Origin of the sequence: Candidatus Pelagibacter sp. HIMB109, assembly GCF_052048155.1 — a bacterium.
Taxonomy (GTDB): domain Bacteria; phylum Pseudomonadota; class Alphaproteobacteria; order Pelagibacterales; family Pelagibacteraceae; genus HIMB114.
On the sequence record NZ_JBNAIK010000001.1, the window covers coordinates 15,427 to 32,061 of the forward strand.

29 protein-coding genes are annotated in these 16,635 nt (G+C 29.7%); 11 read left to right on the forward strand and 18 right to left on the reverse strand.

Annotation, left to right across the window (positions count from 1 at the left end):
* Genes ACTTAQ_RS00100 through ACTTAQ_RS00115 form a run of 4 tightly spaced genes read right to left on the reverse strand, consistent with a single transcriptional unit; the run spans window position 1 to window position 3,761 of the window.
* Complete coding sequence (locus tag ACTTAQ_RS00100) at window positions 1-1,629, reverse strand: hypothetical protein (RefSeq protein ID WP_440694465.1); 1,629 nt, start codon at window positions 1,627-1,629, stop codon at window positions 1-3.
* Entirely contained in the window at window positions 1,616-2,524 is a 909-nt protein-coding gene (locus ACTTAQ_RS00105) for a DNA adenine methylase (protein ID WP_440694467.1), read from the reverse strand. Before ACTTAQ_RS00105 ends, ACTTAQ_RS00100 begins: the two co-directional genes overlap by 14 nt.
* Window positions 2,521-3,519: a DNA adenine methylase gene (locus ACTTAQ_RS00110; RefSeq protein WP_440694469.1), complete on the reverse strand. Its 999-nt coding sequence runs from the start codon at window positions 3,517-3,519 to the stop codon at window positions 2,521-2,523. Before ACTTAQ_RS00110 ends, ACTTAQ_RS00105 begins: the two co-directional genes overlap by 4 nt.
* Before the next feature lie 56 nt (window positions 3,520-3,575).
* Window positions 3,576-3,761, reverse strand: coding sequence for a hypothetical protein (locus tag ACTTAQ_RS00115; RefSeq protein WP_440694470.1), 186 nt, complete (start codon window positions 3,759-3,761; stop codon window positions 3,576-3,578).
* Window positions 3,762-3,948: 187 nt separating this feature from the next.
* On the opposite strand from ACTTAQ_RS00115, the gene ACTTAQ_RS00120 reads away from it, so the two are divergent.
* On the forward strand, window positions 3,949-4,344 hold the full coding sequence (locus ACTTAQ_RS00120) for a hypothetical protein (RefSeq protein WP_440694472.1): 396 nt from the start codon (window positions 3,949-3,951) through the stop codon (window positions 4,342-4,344).
* 9 nt (window positions 4,345-4,353) lie between these two features.
* Window positions 4,354-4,539: a hypothetical protein gene (locus ACTTAQ_RS00125; RefSeq protein WP_440694473.1), complete on the forward strand. Its 186-nt coding sequence runs from the start codon at window positions 4,354-4,356 to the stop codon at window positions 4,537-4,539.
* A 13-nt stretch (window positions 4,540-4,552) separates the two neighbouring features.
* Here the strand turns inward: ACTTAQ_RS00125 and ACTTAQ_RS00130 are convergent, their stop codons facing one another.
* Window positions 4,553-5,089: a hypothetical protein gene (locus tag ACTTAQ_RS00130; RefSeq protein ID WP_440694475.1), complete on the reverse strand. Its 537-nt coding sequence runs from the start codon at window positions 5,087-5,089 to the stop codon at window positions 4,553-4,555.
* Window positions 5,090-5,155: 66 nt separating this feature from the next.
* Between ACTTAQ_RS00130 and ACTTAQ_RS00135 the strand changes: the two genes are divergently transcribed.
* On the forward strand, window positions 5,156-5,356 hold the full coding sequence (locus tag ACTTAQ_RS00135; protein ID WP_440694477.1) for a hypothetical protein: 201 nt from the start codon (window positions 5,156-5,158) through the stop codon (window positions 5,354-5,356).
* Complete coding sequence (locus ACTTAQ_RS00140; protein WP_440694479.1) at window positions 5,353-5,748, forward strand: hypothetical protein; 396 nt, start codon at window positions 5,353-5,355, stop codon at window positions 5,746-5,748. Before ACTTAQ_RS00135 ends, ACTTAQ_RS00140 begins: the two co-directional genes overlap by 4 nt.
* A 24-nt stretch (window positions 5,749-5,772) precedes the next feature.
* On the opposite strand, the gene ACTTAQ_RS00145 is transcribed toward ACTTAQ_RS00140, so the two are convergent.
* The gene (locus ACTTAQ_RS00145) at window positions 5,773-6,636 is read right to left on the reverse strand and encodes a DMT family transporter (RefSeq protein WP_440694481.1); all 864 of its coding nucleotides are present in this window, start codon (window positions 6,634-6,636) and stop codon (window positions 5,773-5,775) included.
* A gap of 141 nt (window positions 6,637-6,777) precedes the next feature.
* On the opposite strand from ACTTAQ_RS00145, the gene ACTTAQ_RS00150 reads away from it, so the two are divergent.
* Entirely contained in the window at window positions 6,778-7,380 is a 603-nt protein-coding gene (locus tag ACTTAQ_RS00150; RefSeq protein WP_440694483.1) for a LysE family translocator, read from the forward strand.
* A 41-nt stretch (window positions 7,381-7,421) separates the two neighbouring features.
* Here the strand turns inward: ACTTAQ_RS00150 and yczE are convergent, their stop codons facing one another.
* The 3 genes from yczE to ACTTAQ_RS00165 are packed head-to-tail and all read right to left on the reverse strand — an operon-like array spanning window position 7,422 to window position 8,651.
* Complete coding sequence (gene yczE / locus ACTTAQ_RS00155; RefSeq protein ID WP_440694485.1) at window positions 7,422-8,069, reverse strand: membrane protein YczE; 648 nt, start codon at window positions 8,067-8,069, stop codon at window positions 7,422-7,424.
* Window positions 8,070-8,078: 9 nt separating this feature from the next.
* On the reverse strand, window positions 8,079-8,306 hold the full coding sequence (locus ACTTAQ_RS00160; protein WP_440694487.1) for a hypothetical protein: 228 nt from the start codon (window positions 8,304-8,306) through the stop codon (window positions 8,079-8,081).
* A complete protein-coding gene (locus tag ACTTAQ_RS00165) occupies window positions 8,307-8,651 on the reverse strand; it encodes a diacylglycerol kinase (protein WP_440694488.1) in 345 nt (114 codons plus the stop codon).
* Between the two features lie 58 nt (window positions 8,652-8,709).
* On the opposite strand from ACTTAQ_RS00165, the gene ACTTAQ_RS00170 reads away from it, so the two are divergent.
* Window positions 8,710-8,880, forward strand: coding sequence for a hypothetical protein (locus ACTTAQ_RS00170; protein ID WP_440694490.1), 171 nt, complete (start codon window positions 8,710-8,712; stop codon window positions 8,878-8,880).
* Window positions 8,881-8,884: 4 nt separating this feature from the next.
* On the opposite strand, the gene ACTTAQ_RS00175 is transcribed toward ACTTAQ_RS00170, so the two are convergent.
* Window positions 8,885-9,124 (reverse strand): DUF6552 family protein, encoded by a 240-nt coding sequence (locus tag ACTTAQ_RS00175; protein WP_440694492.1) that lies wholly within the window; start codon window positions 9,122-9,124, stop codon window positions 8,885-8,887.
* A gap of 50 nt (window positions 9,125-9,174) precedes the next feature.
* On the opposite strand from ACTTAQ_RS00175, the gene ACTTAQ_RS00180 reads away from it, so the two are divergent.
* Complete coding sequence (locus tag ACTTAQ_RS00180) at window positions 9,175-9,903, forward strand: hypothetical protein (RefSeq protein WP_440694494.1); 729 nt, start codon at window positions 9,175-9,177, stop codon at window positions 9,901-9,903.
* The gene (locus ACTTAQ_RS00185; RefSeq protein WP_440694496.1) at window positions 9,903-10,253 is read left to right on the forward strand and encodes a hypothetical protein; all 351 of its coding nucleotides are present in this window, start codon (window positions 9,903-9,905) and stop codon (window positions 10,251-10,253) included. Before ACTTAQ_RS00180 ends, ACTTAQ_RS00185 begins: the two co-directional genes overlap by 1 nt.
* Before the next feature lie 23 nt (window positions 10,254-10,276).
* On the opposite strand, the gene ACTTAQ_RS00190 is transcribed toward ACTTAQ_RS00185, so the two are convergent.
* From ACTTAQ_RS00190 to ACTTAQ_RS00225, 8 genes are all read right to left on the reverse strand, one after another.
* Window positions 10,277-10,876: a CBS domain-containing protein gene (locus ACTTAQ_RS00190; RefSeq protein ID WP_009359724.1), complete on the reverse strand. Its 600-nt coding sequence runs from the start codon at window positions 10,874-10,876 to the stop codon at window positions 10,277-10,279.
* A 167-nt stretch (window positions 10,877-11,043) separates the two neighbouring features.
* Window positions 11,044-12,621 (reverse strand): hypothetical protein, encoded by a 1,578-nt coding sequence (locus tag ACTTAQ_RS00195; protein ID WP_440694499.1) that lies wholly within the window; start codon window positions 12,619-12,621, stop codon window positions 11,044-11,046.
* Entirely contained in the window at window positions 12,614-12,946 is a 333-nt protein-coding gene (locus ACTTAQ_RS00200; protein WP_440694501.1) for a gamma-glutamylcyclotransferase family protein, read from the reverse strand. Before ACTTAQ_RS00200 ends, ACTTAQ_RS00195 begins: the two co-directional genes overlap by 8 nt.
* Window positions 12,947-12,969: 23 nt before the next feature.
* The gene (locus ACTTAQ_RS00205; protein WP_440694503.1) at window positions 12,970-13,473 is read right to left on the reverse strand and encodes a cupredoxin domain-containing protein; all 504 of its coding nucleotides are present in this window, start codon (window positions 13,471-13,473) and stop codon (window positions 12,970-12,972) included.
* Between the two features lies 1 nt (window position 13,474).
* A complete protein-coding gene (locus ACTTAQ_RS00210) occupies window positions 13,475-13,912 on the reverse strand; it encodes a c-type cytochrome (protein WP_440694505.1) in 438 nt (145 codons plus the stop codon).
* Between the two features lie 12 nt (window positions 13,913-13,924).
* Entirely contained in the window at window positions 13,925-14,650 is a 726-nt protein-coding gene (locus ACTTAQ_RS00215) for an LrgB family protein (protein WP_440694507.1), read from the reverse strand.
* The gene (locus ACTTAQ_RS00220) at window positions 14,647-15,024 is read right to left on the reverse strand and encodes a CidA/LrgA family protein (protein ID WP_440694509.1); all 378 of its coding nucleotides are present in this window, start codon (window positions 15,022-15,024) and stop codon (window positions 14,647-14,649) included. The genes ACTTAQ_RS00215 and ACTTAQ_RS00220 overlap by 4 nt, the downstream gene beginning before the upstream one ends.
* 12 nt (window positions 15,025-15,036) lie before the next feature.
* Window positions 15,037-15,345 carry a DUF1476 domain-containing protein gene (locus ACTTAQ_RS00225; RefSeq protein WP_440694511.1) on the reverse strand — a complete coding sequence of 103 codons (309 nt, stop codon included), beginning with the start codon at window positions 15,343-15,345 and terminating at the stop codon, window positions 15,037-15,039.
* Window positions 15,346-15,668: 323 nt separating this feature from the next.
* Here ACTTAQ_RS00225 and ACTTAQ_RS00230 point away from each other — a divergent pair, with 323 nt between their 5' ends.
* The 3 genes from ACTTAQ_RS00230 to ACTTAQ_RS00240 all read left to right on the forward strand — a co-directional run bounded on the left by ACTTAQ_RS00230 (window position 15,669) and on the right by ACTTAQ_RS00240 (window position 16,619).
* Window positions 15,669-15,875 (forward strand): hypothetical protein, encoded by a 207-nt coding sequence (locus ACTTAQ_RS00230; protein WP_440694513.1) that lies wholly within the window; start codon window positions 15,669-15,671, stop codon window positions 15,873-15,875.
* Between the two features lie 47 nt (window positions 15,876-15,922).
* Complete coding sequence (locus tag ACTTAQ_RS00235) at window positions 15,923-16,120, forward strand: hypothetical protein (RefSeq protein WP_009373445.1); 198 nt, start codon at window positions 15,923-15,925, stop codon at window positions 16,118-16,120.
* A gap of 85 nt (window positions 16,121-16,205) precedes the next feature.
* Window positions 16,206-16,619 (forward strand): SprT-like domain-containing protein, encoded by a 414-nt coding sequence (locus ACTTAQ_RS00240; protein ID WP_440694515.1) that lies wholly within the window; start codon window positions 16,206-16,208, stop codon window positions 16,617-16,619.
* The last annotated feature ends 16 nt before the right edge of the window (window positions 16,620-16,635 follow it).

The following is a 16,635-nucleotide window of genomic DNA, read 5'->3' on the forward strand; positions in this document are numbered from 1 at the left end:
TTAATTCGCTATTAAACTTTTTAAATCTCCGGTTTTATTTATTTTATCAATAAAATTTTGTATTGAAACAGGTATTAAATTTACATCTGTTTCTTTCTTTTCATTTTTTGCATACTGCAATGTTTCAAAAGAGGGTTCTGGACTTATTTGTAAACAATAACCTTTTTTTTCTGGAAAGTTTTCCATTTCTTTTAATAGATGTTTATGATTACTAAAACTTTCTTTATAATATTGCTTTGTTTTGGTTAATAGTGTTGGTTCAATTGTAAAAAATGAATTATTTATAAACGCTATACCATCTACTCCTGAGTGATTATTACTTTCGCCATTTGCATGTCTAATAGCCTGTCCATCATCATTTATATGATAGTAAGGTTTGAAGTCCCTTAAGTTTTTAACTTTATTAAAAATAAATAAAGCTAAAAGCCACTCTAATCTTAAAGAAGGGGCTATATCTTTTAAAAACTCATTATCGCTTTTAGACCCGGTGGGATTTTTAGCTAATTTTAAAAGTTCCTTTTCTATTGTTTTCTCGCCAAATTCCTCAATCCACTTAGTTAAAAATTCTTTTTCAGGTAGTGTTTCTACAAGATTTTCTGAAAAAATTTTATTATCAACACTTGAAATAAAATCAAAATAATCTTTTTTATTATTAAATTCTTTTAAATCTCCATAATTTTCTAAAATATAATCTATTAATTCCATTTGTTTATCATCAAGTACTAAATATGTTTTTCCACTAACTTTTTTTTTATAAATTAAAGTACTCTCTTTAATATATCTAAAATATGTATCAGGATAATCTTTTAGAATTGTAGTATCTTTAGTAAAAGTTCCTGAGAGTTTTACTTTAATTCCCTTATCATATTCCTTAACCTTCCATTCATCACCAAAAATTTTAGTACAATATTTTAAAGTTAAAATATTTTTCTTTTCGTTTTTTTTGGTCAGATTTATATTTTCATTATCAATTTTCTTTGATTCTTCTCTAAATTTTTCTATATATCCATAAAGTTCATTTGCATTGTTATTCTTCCAACAAATAATGATAGGAATTTCATTGGGCCTCAAACCTTTGCCAGTTTTTAATATAAATAATTTTATTAATTTTATAATTAAAATTAACGGAATATTTTCATTTGCATTGTTTATAAAAGGATTATTTGCATGAAACTTGCACATGGCATTACAATGCAATTGTGAAATTTTTCCATTCTCTTCATTATTTAAACTAACTAATTTAATACCTGACTCACCAAAAAGAATTTTTTCTCCAAACTCCGGAGCAAATATATATCCTAGCTGGCTCATGTTAAAATAATGAGTTCTAAATCTTGCGCTCCATCCTGAAACACCCTCTCCACTGTGGTCTTGAGGTGCAAGGTTCATAATTTCTTGAGCCTCATTTTCAGTAAATTCAGTTTTGTCTTTTAAAGAACTCGATCTAGATACCACATTTGGTCTAAACAAACCTTCCATAATCAATTTTTTTTCAACTTCTGTAGCAAGATCCTCTGTTAACACTTGATTATTGAACGGGTACAATACTGTTAAAAAATCTTTAACTCTCTCTGGGTTTCTAAGAGAAGTATCTAAATAAAGAATTCTATTTTTTTTATCTCGTGGCATTAGTGATCAAAACTTCTTTAAAATTTTTAATAGAATTATCATTAAAGCTTATATAATTACTTTTAATTTTATTTACCTTATATTTTTTTGACCAATCTAATAAAATATTATTTTTTTTACCTCTGTATTCTGTAACATTGGAAAGAGCCCATTTAATTTTTTTTTTATTTAGATTGTCTAAAATTGACAATAATTCAATTTCATCACTTTCATTCCAAAATTTATTATATTCACCAGAAGTTATTAAGTATGGAGGATCACAATAAATAAAGTCATTTTTTGAAAAATTCATTTTTTTTAAAAAGTTTGAATATGTTGAATTGCTAAAATTAATTTTTTTATTTTTGATTGCTATAAAATAATCATTTAAAGCTTTTTCCGTATTCTTATTTAAATCAACATTACCAACGGGTAGATTAAACTCATTTTTTAAATTAAACCTTAAAATTCTATTAAAACCATAAATTAACAAAATATATAATTTTAAATAATCTTTTTTCTTTGAATTATTAAAATCATTTTTTAATTGGGTATAGGATTCTTTATTAAATTTTGCATAATAAGTTTTTTTATATTTATTTTTTAGACTTCTTGGAACTATATCTTCTAGGAATGATCTAGATAATCTATAATGAGTTATAACTTTTTCTAAATCTCTAAAAAATTTTTTTGAATTATTAGATGATGAAATCAAAAAATTATGTAACAAAATTAAATTTTTGTCTAAATCATTTAAATAATATTTTTTAGCTTTAATATTTAAAAAAACACTTCCACCTCCTACAAATGGTTCATAAAAATTATTTATTTTTTTTGGAAAAAAATTAATTAGTTGATTAATTAATTTGTACTTATCTCCCATGTAAAAAAGTGGCGATCTAATAACTTTTTTCATTTTATTGTTATAAACAAGAATTCCTGATGGCCTTCAAAGTTTGTTTTTCCTGCATTAAAATATGCATGTTTTCTTTTTAAAATTTTTGTTCTACCTATACTTTTTAATATTTTTTCGATCTGATCTAGCGTAATTTTATTTTTAGACGATGAACTATTTGAATTGTAAGTATTGTTATATGAAACAACTAATGCTTTGCTATCTAAATCTTGTACTAATTCATTAAATTTATTAACGGCATTTGTTTTGCAATATTCACTTATATTCTCTGGTTCAGGCTTTAATGCTTCACCAAATAATTTTGGTTTTCTCCACTTAGTTAAATTTTCTAAAACATGATAGAAGCGACTATATTGCCTAGAATTATATGGGGGATCAATATAAACAACATCAGATTTGATTTTCTTTGCCAAAATATTCGCATCATCTCTAAAAATTGAAATTTTTGCTTTAACATTCATTGGCTCTATTAGTCCAAAAAAAAACTTGTCCTTAATACTTATTTTTTTTCTATAAGCATCATAATGGCCAACAGTATTTGCACATTTATCTGCAGAATATAACAATGATGCTAATAAAATATTCCTTTCAATTTTTGTAAAATCTTCTTTTTGAATTTCTTGTCTTAAATGCCCAATTATTCTAGCATCATTTTTACTAAAAAACTTGTTACCAAAATTATTACTAAAATAGTTATCAGATATTTTAGTTGAATTTATTTGATTAAATTTTTTTGATATTTGAAATAATTTATTTTTAGAGAATTTTTTAGAATTAAAAAAAGCATTATAAATAACGTTATTTGAAAATAAAAAATCATTAATAATTAATTCTTTCTTATTTATATATTTACTTGCAACACAACCTGTTCCTGAAAAAATATCAAAAAAACTATCAAACTTTTTAAATTCTTTAGAAGTTTCATTAACAATCCAATCAATTAATTTAAATTTACTTCCTGTATATCTTCTATTTTGAATTTTAAACTTGAACATTAAATTTTTATAAACTGTTTTTGCATATACAAAAAGTTTTTTAAAAACTGCCTTTTTTAATCCGTTGATAATTTATTCTTAGTTTTTATAAAACTAACAATAATTTTATTTTCTCTTTGCTGAAATTGATTTTTGCCCTCAAAAGCATCGACAACTGCTTTTGATAATGGGCCTGTTGGACCACCATTCTCCATGACGGTTTCATACATTATTTGAAATGTAGTTTTTTTAGATTGTTTCATATATCTCCTTTAGCGTTTTATTTTAATCCGCAGCAAGTAGAGTAATTTTCTAAATCACGGATATTTAATTATAACTTATAAAAAAAATGTTAACAAGTTTTCAGAAATTATTCCTAATTCCATAAAATAAACACAATTAGTATTTAAATAGAAATTATCCCGATATTTTAAAAAAGGAGTTTATTTATTGGCTTACGATAAAGCAGTTTTGTTTTCATGCTTTAAAACTCAAAAATCTAAAGAAAAAAATATTTATCGTATCAATAATTGTGATTGGGGTTGGTTTGTCTCTGAGGATGAACTTGAAGAATATAAAAATCTTGGAGAATTAGAGTATTCAAAAACCCTTTCCCCTTTAGAATGTATAAAAAGATACGAAATTAACAAAAATTCTATTGATGAATACAAAGAAAAAAGATTGAGTTATTTTAAAAATAACTACATACAAACAAAATCACTTCCCTACTTTCATATGTATCAGCTTGCTAAAAGTGACTTCAATTTATTTGAGAGATGCATTTATGACAAAAGGTTAATCAATGTAACCTTTGAAAAATATTGGTGGGAAAGTGGTCTTAACTAAAGGAAGAAAATGATGGATGATAAAAAACTAATAAAACCAGAATATCTAAGTTCAAGTATTGGAAGTGTTATGAAATATACATTTGATACTTTTGAAGAATTAGAAAAATTCTTTCTTGCTTCTGTAGCATCTTTTAAAAAAAATAAAGTTAAAACAAAAGTAATTGGTAGATCAATTTTAGTCTTTAAGACTTAGGTTTCTAGCTATTTTAGGATAACCTTCGTTCACTATAATCTTTGCAGGTGTTGATGGCTTGGTTGAAAGCCTTGGTTGAGTCTGCAAGGTTCCATTTGTTGTGATCAATATCAAAGTAAGCTTTGGCGATGAAACCACCTCGGTTTACGATTTTAATTTGATAATTGGTAATACGGCTAAAAAACTTTGATAAATCATTTGCATCATCAGATCCTAAATAAAACATGGCTCTATGACCCATAAGAAATGGACTGGTATAAACTGCCCTTCCCCAGGTTTTTACTCCATTAATCACCAATGGAACTTGATGACCTTGAAGATTTAAAAAGTCTTTATTTTTTTCAGCAGAATAAGCTGAGAAATAATAATTCACTTTATTGCAGTTTTTCTTTGGAAAATTAAAAGAAAGTTTATCTCCATGAGTAACCTCTCCATCAAACGACAAGGAAACAAATTTCTTAAAGGTGGTAATCTTCCAATTCTTTTCAGCAAAGGAAGGGTTGGTTAAAACAAAAAGGATAAGTAAGGATTGTATAAATAGTTTTTTCATATAGTGTTTTTCAAATATTAATTTAGCTATTTTGAGACTAAAAAATTACAAGTTGCCACAATTGATATGAAGAATAATAAAATTAAAAATATCTCAGCAAAGTTTAACCGAGATATTACCTGCGAAGAATTTGATAAATCAGTCAATTCATTGTTAAAAAACTTTGATCCAGAACAAGAAATAGAAGTTAGATACGACGATGACTATAAAAACATCACTGTCGACATTGAAGCAATCAAAACACCCCTCTTGAGAGTTATCAAATGAGATATTTAATTATATTTATAATTCTTATGATTTCTTCTGGAATATCAAAAGCGAATAACCATAAATTTAAATTATCATGTGATTATAAAAATCAAATATGGGACTGGGCTATAGATGATGAATATATCTATCATTATTTTAAGAAAGATCTCACTCGAAAATTTAAAATAACTAAATGGTATAAATACAATTCGTATGAAGAATGGCAAAAATCAAAGATGAAAAAAATGATTAGCTTATACGGTATTGAAGAGCAGGAAATAAAATCTAAGCTATTTGATAAAAGAGATGTTTATATTTCACTTTCCAGAGGAGAAATAACGGTAAGGCAACAAGATAGTTCAACTGGTCAATCTGGAATGTACAGAATGAAAAACTGCAAAGTGAAATAATAAGATAAATTTAAAAAAATTTATTTATTTTTTAGAATTTGTAAGACCATAAGCAACTCCACCGATTACGACTAGGCTGGCTAGGATGAGGTGAAGAGTTAAAACTTCGTCTAAAAGAAGTATACCACCAAATATTGCAAGGGGTGGAACACTCAGTTGAGCAAGGCCAGCTCGTGCAGCACCTAGATGTGGAAGGATGGTGTACCATAAAGAATAACCACATCCACTTGTAATCGCACCTGATATGATTGCTAAAGTTAAACCTGTTGTATCTGTGGGTGTTGGACTAGGCTGAGGAAACAAGAATAATGCAGTGAGACAAATAATAAGTGCTACACAAAAGTTCATAGCCGTTTCTGGAATAGGATCTTTTGCTTGTCGTCCAAGTAAAGAATAACCGCCCCAACCAATCCCAGCAACAATCATCGAAAGAACGGCATTAAAAGGTAATGTAATTTTACCCTCTGGTAACAACAACCAAACTAATCCACCAAGTGCAATCACCGATCCTAAAATTCTTCTCATCGTTAATACTTCACGAAGTAATATCGATGCACTAAACATGGTCAGTTGAACAGAACCAAATAACAATAACGTTCCAAGTCCTGCATCAAGCTCAAGGTAAGCAAATGAAAATCCAAGCATATAAGTTGCAAGATAAATTCCACCATACGCTCTAAGCTTTGGAGAAGAAAACAAAATATTAACCACCTCTCCTTTTCTTAAAATCAAACTAATCACAATTAAAACAACAGCCCCAGCACTCACCCTCCAAATGGCAAAATCACCCACACTAATATGACCACCCGCAACGGCCATTCGGTTAAGAACAGAATTTGATGCAAACGCAATTAAGGTTAAAACTGCTGCAATGGAAAGACGAAGCATTTAAATAAGATTATCAAATAAAGCTTATAAAAAGCAATCTAACATGTGACCTGTGAATTATTTATAAAGGAGTAATTTTTTTAAAATGAAAAAACACTAATATTAATTGGATTAACACTTAATAATAGAAACATTGAAATCATGAAATTTGTAGAAATTGTTGCTTTATTAATTTTTCTTTTTCCTCTGGCTTTTAGTCCAGGACCAGGAAATATGTTCTTTGCTGCAAGTGGTGCTAAGTTTGGTTTCAAAAAAACCTTATCAGCAAATTTTGGATATCATTTAGCTACTATTATAGTCACTTTATTAATAGGTCTTGGCTTTGGATTTTTTTTTTCATTTATTGAGGATTACTATGAGTACATAAAAATTATTGGTTCAATATATGTGATTTTTCTCTCATATAAATTTCTCAAAGCAGGAGCATATAAATCAACAACAAAAGATATAAGCACAACTTTTACTGATGGCGTAATTCTTTTAATATTTAATCCCAAAGCCTATGTAATTATTTCTTTGATGTTTACAATTTTTTTAAACAATAATCAGAGTTTATTAAAAGTAGTTTTAATAAGCGTGATATTTACTCTTAATAACTGTCTTTCATTTACTCTCTGGACAATATTCGGTGACCTTTTAGGAACAAAATTTAGAAATGAAGCATATGCAAAAAAACTAAATTATGTATTCGCTACTTCATTGTTTCTTGTAGGTTTATGGATGTTATTTATTAAGATAAATTAATAATTCATTATAAAATTAGAAATTATTTAAAAAAATAAACTCTAGATCTTGTTTACTAAATATAAACTGGCAGCAACAGCTGGGCCTATTCCAAAGGCAAAGATGAGTGTTCCAATTCCAACGGTTCCTCCAAGGTACCAGCCGATTAAAACCACACTAATTTCAATTGAAGCTCTGACAAATGCTATAGGTAAATTCGTAACTCTAGTAAGCCCGGTCATTAAACCATCTCGAGGACCAGGACCAAGATTAGCTATTAAATAAATCCCACTTCCAAGGCCAACTAATAAAACAGAAACGACTGCTAATATATATTTTGAAACAATTGATGTTGGTGGATCAAAATAAATTAACGTTAAATCAATAACACCTGCAATAATGATAATATTCATTATCGTTCCAATACCAGGCTTTTGTTTTAAAAATATCCAAAGCGATAATACACCGACACTGACAAGAAACGTTGAGGTTCCAATCGTAATTCCAGTAATTTTAGTAATTCCTTCTGCTAATACAGACCACGGAGAATTTCCTGTGGTTGAAACTAATAACAACCCTTCCCCTAATCCAAAGATCGCTAGTCCTATACAAAGTAAAAGAAAGGTAGAAACTTTTGGTTTAAAGTTAAGTGGTTTTTCTGAACTCCAGCTTTTTTGTGGGATGTTTTTGATTTTAAAAATTTCAAACATTAAAAAACTTTACTCTGGATTTGCAACAAGCTCATCAATATACTTTAGCACATCATCATAAAAAGTATCAGGTATATCTTTATAACTTAGTTTAAATTTATTTTTCACACATATCGCAACATGAGCATATGGGTTTCTGCCTTTTGGATGGTTTGGATGATCTGGAAGTTTCCCTTGTAATTCATCTCCTGCTTGTTGAATACGCTTCCATAGCTTTGATGCATTTTCTTTGTTCATCTAAATGATGATGGATATAATAATTAAAGATACCAAAACTAATAAGACCAAAAATACGGCTGCACTCGATAAATCTTTAATCTTTTTAATATCTTCATCAAATGCAGTTGTTATTTTGTCTGATAATTTTTCAATTGAAGTGTTCAGTAATTCAAATGCCAATAAGAGAAAATAAACGGCAACAATACTGATTTTAAAAAATAATTCTAAATTTGCGATCACCACATAAGGAATTAAAACTACACCACCTATCACTTCCATAACAAAAGAATGTTCCTTAAGCCCTGCCCCTAAACCGTTAAGGGAATTGATAAAATTTGAATAAAGTTTTTTTAATGAATGCATTTTTGAACTTGTTATATCTTAGAATGATATATTTTTAAAAAAAAATACGGAGGTTAAAATGAACAATATATTTAAAGTATTCATGTATGCGCTTGGTAGTTTTTCAGATAAAAAAACTAAGCCATATGACAAACAAGTACTGATGGTGAGATCTTTTTGGGTCTTATTACATATTATCACTTGTTTAATGATTATTATTGGTAACGGCAGAGTAATGGGTTGGTGGTAATCAGTTATCCAAAATGATGATTGATTAATCCAACAAGATAAATACTTGCTAACCCAGCATTTAGAAAAACTAAAGATTTTTCATTCCATAACCAACTCACAATAGCAAGTGATGTGTTACCAATTAAAAATATATAATTATAAAGCGGATAATAACCAAAAGCAGCCGTGATGGCACCAGCCATAATGGTGATCGTTGAAGCCCACGCCCAAAGTTGAAAAGGTTTTGGTTTTAATTTTTCCATGACACTTAAGATTTAACTGTATTATAATATAACAAAAATAAAACGAATTTATGAAGACAGTTTTAATTGTAGGAAGTGCACCTGACGCTGCTCGAATTCAATCAATTGATTGTTCGACAGTAACTTATAAAGTTGCAATTAATAATGCATGGAGATTAAGAAAAGATTGGGACTATGTCATTTACCCAGAAGATTTTCCAAAAGAAAAACAACCGACATCATTTGATAAAGATAAATTAATTAGCGCTAAGCAATATGTGCCAGAACAAAATTCATTTGGCGGATTTATTTATGCAGGTGGAACTATGTCGTTTACTGCAGGCTATTGGGCGCTTGGTGCATTAAAACCTGATGTAATTGCTTACATTGGATGTGATATGGTTTATCCAAAAAATTCACCAAGTCATTTTTATGGAACAGGACAAGCCGATCCTTTAAGAGATGACATTACCCTTCAATCATTAGAAGCAAAATCAGCAAGGCTTCTAGCCTTTGCAAAATCTCATGGTTGTAGAATGATTAATTTAACAGAGCAGGATCAATCAAGATTACTATTTCCAAAAATCAAAATGTCAGATTTTTTAAATCCAGATCAATTATCAAAGACTTTAAAAAACAAAGAGCCTCAACTTAATTCAAAAGTGATGGATCAAGCTTTAGAAAAAGAAAAGGCTTTATCCTACATGGCGCCGTGTGGGAGATATTGGAAATTCATCAAAGAATGTGATCCACTCCAGCTTAAAAAATTAGATTCTCTTTGGTTAGAGACGGTATCGTGATGTTAAACAAAAAATATTCTATAGAAACCATTTTTGATATTACCGAAAAGCTTTATTTTGAAATTAGAAAAAATGAGGAATTTTATAATAAGTTCTTCAAAAAATATGACATTTCAAAACTGATTGAAGTTCAAAAAGAAACCATTGCTCATTTATTGGGTTATAAATCTAATGTTACAGAAATTGATCTTGTAGAAAAACATAAGCATCTCAATATTAAAGAAGAAGACTGGAATACATTTGTAAAAATAGTGATTAAAGTTTTAAATGATTTTAAATTAGAACAAAAAGAAATTGACTTCGTTTTAGGCAAATTTTCTCAATTTAAAGATCAGATAGTAACCGCTTAATAATCTCTAATTTTTATTGATTGCTAATAATCGTCAGATTTATCTCGTGTTGTTCTTATGGTCATGACTGACGCAATACCAATTATAAGAAACACAGCAGTTAATATCGTGATGGTGTACTTTTTGTCAAAAAAATCTAGGAATAAACCTGCAAAAGTAACAAGGATTAATAATCCAGATGCAACGATTTGATAACGCACAACATTTTTATGTTTTTGAGAAACCTGCAAATTATAGTTCATTTCTGCATTTAAAAAATCTCGAATTGAAAAAAAATCTGTTAAAGTTCCATTTTCATCAGTCACTGGCATGTGTCTGATATTTTTACTTTTCATTACTCCAATAGTTTTTTCTAAATCATCATCTAAATGGGCGCTAACAATATCAGTTGTCATAATATCTTTTGCTGAAGTTAAGTCAGGATCACGAGCTTCGACAACCATTTTTGTTACAATGTCTCTTTCTGAAACAATTCCAATTAACTTATTCTCATTATCAACTATAGGTACTGCACCAATTTTCTTATTTTTAATTTCAAGGGCTATTTCACTAACCGGTGTGTCAGTATGATAAGAAAAATTTTCTTTTATATCTTTTAGTCCTCGAAGTAATTTAAGCTTCATTTATCTAGCATCCCCCTAACGATGTCCAATTATGTTTGTCTTCATATCTTTCAATTTCACTTTGATAAGGTGTAGCAAACACCCATCTAATCACCATAAAAAATAATAAACCTAATAAATACCAGGTCATAACTCTAGCTTACACTTTAATGGAGAGAAAAAAAATATTATTCTTTGGTGCGAAATCTAGACTTTTGAACAAACCAAACAGTAATAATTGGAATAATTAAAGTTAATAGGGTTACAACGATTAATAACATTCCAAGCTCTGAATAATCTGCAGCTGTTTTAATTTGAATTTGATCAGTAATTCTATCTTTCACTTCTCTCGTAATAATAAATATTTCATTTAAATATTTTGTCCCTAACGCATTTGCAGAGAGTGCAAGATTAGTAAACGATGCAAAGACTGCAAAGAAAGTTGCTTTTAAATGAGCAGGTGCATTTTTAGCAATCCAAGCTAACATCGGGATCATGGCAACTTGTCCTAGAGGACTTTCAAGTGCTGTATTTACAATTGCAATAAACCTAGCATCAACAATATTATTGGTAACAGACGCTGTCCATTCATGAAACCCGTAATACATTCCAACACTTGGTAAAAACAAAACAGACCCAGCAATAGATAAAATCACAATAATTCTAGCAATAGAATTATTCGCCATAAAAGATCTAAATACTAAAATTCCAGTAAGCGTTAAGACAGATGCTATTAAAGATAACTTTGAAAAGAACTGTTCATCAAATTTTAAAACATCAATTTCAAACCAAGAAAGTCCAGGTCCTGGTCCTGGCATCGCACGAAAGACAAAGACAATAATGGCAGTTCCTACAATGGTAAAACGAAGATCATTTGGAAGCTCTTTAATCAGTTTCATCATTAGGAACAAAACAATTCCCATGGATCCTAGAAAAACAATTTCTTGTGCAAAAGGAACTCTAAATGATCCAATACTAATGGTGAAAACTACAAAGACAAAAGATCCACCTAAAATCCACCAATTAATTTTTGTCTCTTCAACCTCAACCCGGTTTGATAATTTTAGATAAAAAGAAAGGAAAACACCAAGTACTGATACAAAAGGAATAACAAGAGCCCATAAATAAACTGATCCATAAAGGGATATTTTCTCAGTTTCATTTAATCCTTCAGTGTTGCTAAAAATTATAATGTTCGCAACAGCAACTAAAACTGTCCCTCCAATAATTGCAAAACGACCAAGGGTTTGCATGGTGGTATGCATTAACTTGGTTTCTTCTTTTGAATACGGTTGCCCTTCATGATTAACGGTTGGTACTGCTTCTACCGTCATGGCATCAGCAACGACATCTTGTATAACATAACCAACAGGCGATAATAAAACACTGATTACAAACCAAGTCTCCACAGATAAAATTTCTGCCATGGCTTTGGTATGTATAATCAATCCATACATCACCGCTAAGCTGACTGCGATTAAACCTGCACCTAGAAAAACTAAATAATTTTTTTGTCTCCAAATTAAATCAACTAAATGCCCAAGTGGCATTTTTAAAACCCATGGAATTCCTGCCCAAAAACCTAATCCTGCTAAGAAAGCAGCAGATAAATTTAAATAATCTTTAATAAAAAACATCCCAACAATTCCAGTCAGTCCACTCACACCAGCGGCTACATAAATCATCAGTGGTGGCAGGTAACTTAAACGAAACTGTTTACCTAAATCAATAAAGGTGTGATTAAAAAACTGTAAAACTTTATTCATTTAACTCATAAATATAAGCTAATTGTTTAGATCCGTCTTTTAAATAAATATCCGTAACAGAACGCTTATATTCTTCACCTTCAAACTCATCTAACATTTTCCAATTCTTATCAAGTTCATCAGACTCTAATAACCAGCCTTTAATTTGATCACCTTTGTTATTTAACCGAATAACTGGAAAACCAATCTCGCTACCCCAACCTTCGGTTACTAAATTTCCAAGGGCATACCCTTCTTTCCATTCACCTTTAATATGTTTTAAATATCTCTCATTTTCAGCACCAGGCTGAAGCGAGCCATAAACAAATAAGGCTTTGATCGTCATATATTTAGATTATATAAAAAAAATTAATTAATATTAATTTTAGAAATCATTCCAGCTTCTAAATGACCTGGAACATTGCAACCACCAAACAGCTCTGCATTTGATGTAAACTTCCATATCAGTTCTGCTTTTTGCTTAGGTTCAAGTAAAACTGAATTGGAGTGAGAATGAGCCATCTTATGGTTCATTTTTGCCATTTGTTTCATCCTCTCTTTATTAATTTTGTTAGGAAGTAAAATTCCATTCTTCATCATATCAAGCATTTCAGGTCCATGCTTTTTATGCATTTTCATTGTTGCGATATTAAACTCATGTACCAACACACCTTTATTCTCAACAATAAATCTTACCGTTTCACCTTTTTTTACATTAATAGTTTTTGGTTCATAATAATTATCATACATATTTACTGTGATAGTTTTCGTCACATCAGAAGCTTTACCTTTCATACCAACCATTTTCATTGCTGCTGCAAAGGTTTGTGTTGAAAATAATAATGTAAAAATTGTAATAAAAAATAATCTCATATTAATTTAATTTCATTTGATATTGATAATATTCATTAGACCAAAAAGACTTAATATAAGCAAGTACTGATTTAATCTCCTTATCATTCAGCTTATCACCAAAACCCATCATTTTTCCTTCATACTTTGGAACCAGTTTAGCTAGTCCATATTTGATAATATAAAACAAAGTTTTATCATCATGATGCCAAGTGTGACCTGCTCCATTTAAAGGAGGTGCTAGTCGGTGACCATCAGCATCAACTTTATCCTTCCAACCTTTTTGACCCGATAAATTAGGTTGATGACAAGAAGCACAATTTGCTTGGTATAATTCCTTTCCAAGATTAAATATTTCAGAACCCTTACCCGCTCTTTCAATGGTAATTTTTTCTTCGTGATGATTAGCATGTGCAGAATAAGTAAATAATAACGATAGGATAATTAAAAAATACTTCATGATTTAATACTATTAATTAAAAACATTAATCACAATAGGAATAATTATCGAAACTGCAACACCACTTAAGGCAAGTGCTAGAGCAGAGAATATGCCAGCAGTTTTATTTCGTGACATCGCTCTTGCAGTTCCAATTCCATGTGAAGTTAAACCAATTGCAAAACCTCTTGCCGTCATATCTTTCACTTTCATAAAATCTAAAACAAAAGTTGAAAGTGATGCACCAATAATGCCTGTTGCAATCGTAATAATGGCAGTAAGTGATGGAAGGCCATCAATTAATTCGCTTATTCCCATAGCTATTGGGGCTGTCACTGATCTTGGTAACATACTTAAAATTAACTGATCATCTAAACCAAAACTTTTTGCAAGGTAATAGGTAATAAAAATTGCAAATAAGGATCCAACTAACAGTGTAATTGTTATGCTTAAAGCTTCTTTTTGAATAAGTTTAATTTGATTATAAATAGGAATGGCAAGTGCAACGGTAGCTGGTCCTAATAGAAAATGAATAAACTGAGCACCATTAAAATAACGCTCATACTCAATATCAAATACGATTAAAATTCCAGAGACGATTAAAATTGAAATAGCAACTGGATTAACCAAAGGATTAATATTTGATTTTTTATATAAATAATCTCCAACTAAAAATGCTCCAATCGTAATCGTTAACCAAAACAAAGGCTCGGTTTGTAAATAAACCCAAATTCGGTAAAGTGTTTCAACGCTGTTCATTTCTTTTTTCTCTGAAGATATAGGTTTAAATATTCCATTAATTTTGCAGTAATCCCAACCGTTAGCATCGTACCAATCACTACAACACCAAGTACTTGGTAAAGATTTTTTTCTAGGTAAGAAATATGCATTACCACTCCAACTCCAATGGGAACAAATAATAAAGATAAATAACTTGTAATGGCTGTTGCTGTGCTCATGACATCTTTTTTAACATTTAAGATTTTTTTCATTTTTACCCTTCTTAAATAAATAAGAGTAAAGAGTAGAAAGATTAGACCAATTACTGGTCCTGGAATAACAAGAGCAAAAAACTTTTGAATTACTTCACCAATGAGCTGAAAGAGTAAAATGACAAAGAAACCTCTAAGCATAATGGTTAGAAATTATTGGAAATCAGCTTGAGCTTTTTGATTAAATTCTGTGATTTTTTTTCTAATTTCTTCTTCCGTAATATGGTGATTTTTAAGATCTGCTTTTAGTTTGCGGATCACATCTTCATCTCCTGCTTCTTCAAGATCAGCTTTAACAACAGATTGAACATATTCATTCTGTTTCTCATCTTTAAGCTGCAAAATACCTGCTGCCCACTCACCTAAATAACGGTTTCTTCTACTGCTAACTTTAAACTTTAGCTCTTCGTCAGTAACAAACTTTTTTTCAAATCCTTTTTTTCTATCGTCAAATGAACTCATAATTAGAATATAATGTTAAATTATGACTTTAACAACGGTTTGTTATGACAAAATTCGATATCTAAACTTTGAATGCAAGGTATTCGTTATTACCGTTAGTGCTATCCAATAGAATTAGTTATTTTGTATTCATGAAGAAAATTGTCTTGTTTGCCAGTTTGTTAATCGCTAATGCCATCGCGATAACTGCAAACGCCATGTCATTACTTTAAAAGGTAATACGTTTTTCTCTATATATTCTCGAATAGTTATAACCTAGTGGCCCAGGTAATGGGCCACACTAATTTAGTTTTAAACCATAATTATGATGTTAATCATAAGTCATGTTTAAGGTTCGTATTGTTGGAAAAAATGATGAAAAAGAAGTACGATTGAGCGAGGAAGAGCTTCAAGGTTTTGTGAGTAAATTTGTAATCGATCAAGCCAAAACTATGGGGCATGCAAAAACCACGGTATTACAAGGTAAAGAAAGCTATCATTGGCATTTACAGTACTTGCCTCAAGGTGATGATAAAGATTGTCAAAGTTAATTTTTTATTTCATATTTATTCCTTAATTGCTATTAGGCTAAACAATTATGAGTTGGGAAGAATTTACAGAAGCATTAGAAGAACTTTACATGGATGTCGAAGAGGTTGCAGAAAAGCTTGGCCTTGAAGTCGATGAAGTGAAAGCATGGGAAGAGTCTGATGATGAGATCCCTGATGAAGCCGTAGAACTCATAAAGTCAGAGCGTGAAAAGCGTTCATCAGAGCCAGTTGAAACTGAAGAATAATTCAGTTTAAGCCAAATTTTATTATCTAGACATTCTTGGGAATAGGCATATATACCCGCCAGCCCAAATTGAGATTACAGGAAAAATGAGAAAAGTAAAAAAAGACATTTTTAAAAATTATACAAAACGCATTTCTAATGCCGTGTTGACAGGAGAGATGCATTATAAAACGACCTATAAAGATATTAATAAATTTTTTAATATTTTTAACAAAGCGCTTTTTAAAAATAAGCTTATTCCATTTAATGATATTAAAATCAGAAAAATGAATAAAACCTGGGGTCAATTTGTAGAGGTTTTTAATAACAGAAAAAAAACAGTTTCTTATGAGCTTGAAATGTTACCGGAATATCCAAATAAAAAAGAGTTCCTTTCAACATTAGCGCACGAGTGTATCCATTATTCTCAAATTTTATTTAAAAAAGGGAATGTGGCGCACAATAAATATTTTTACAGCTTTAAATCAAAATTTAAAAAGTTAAACTTGCATTTAAATTAATGCAAAAGTTTAAAGA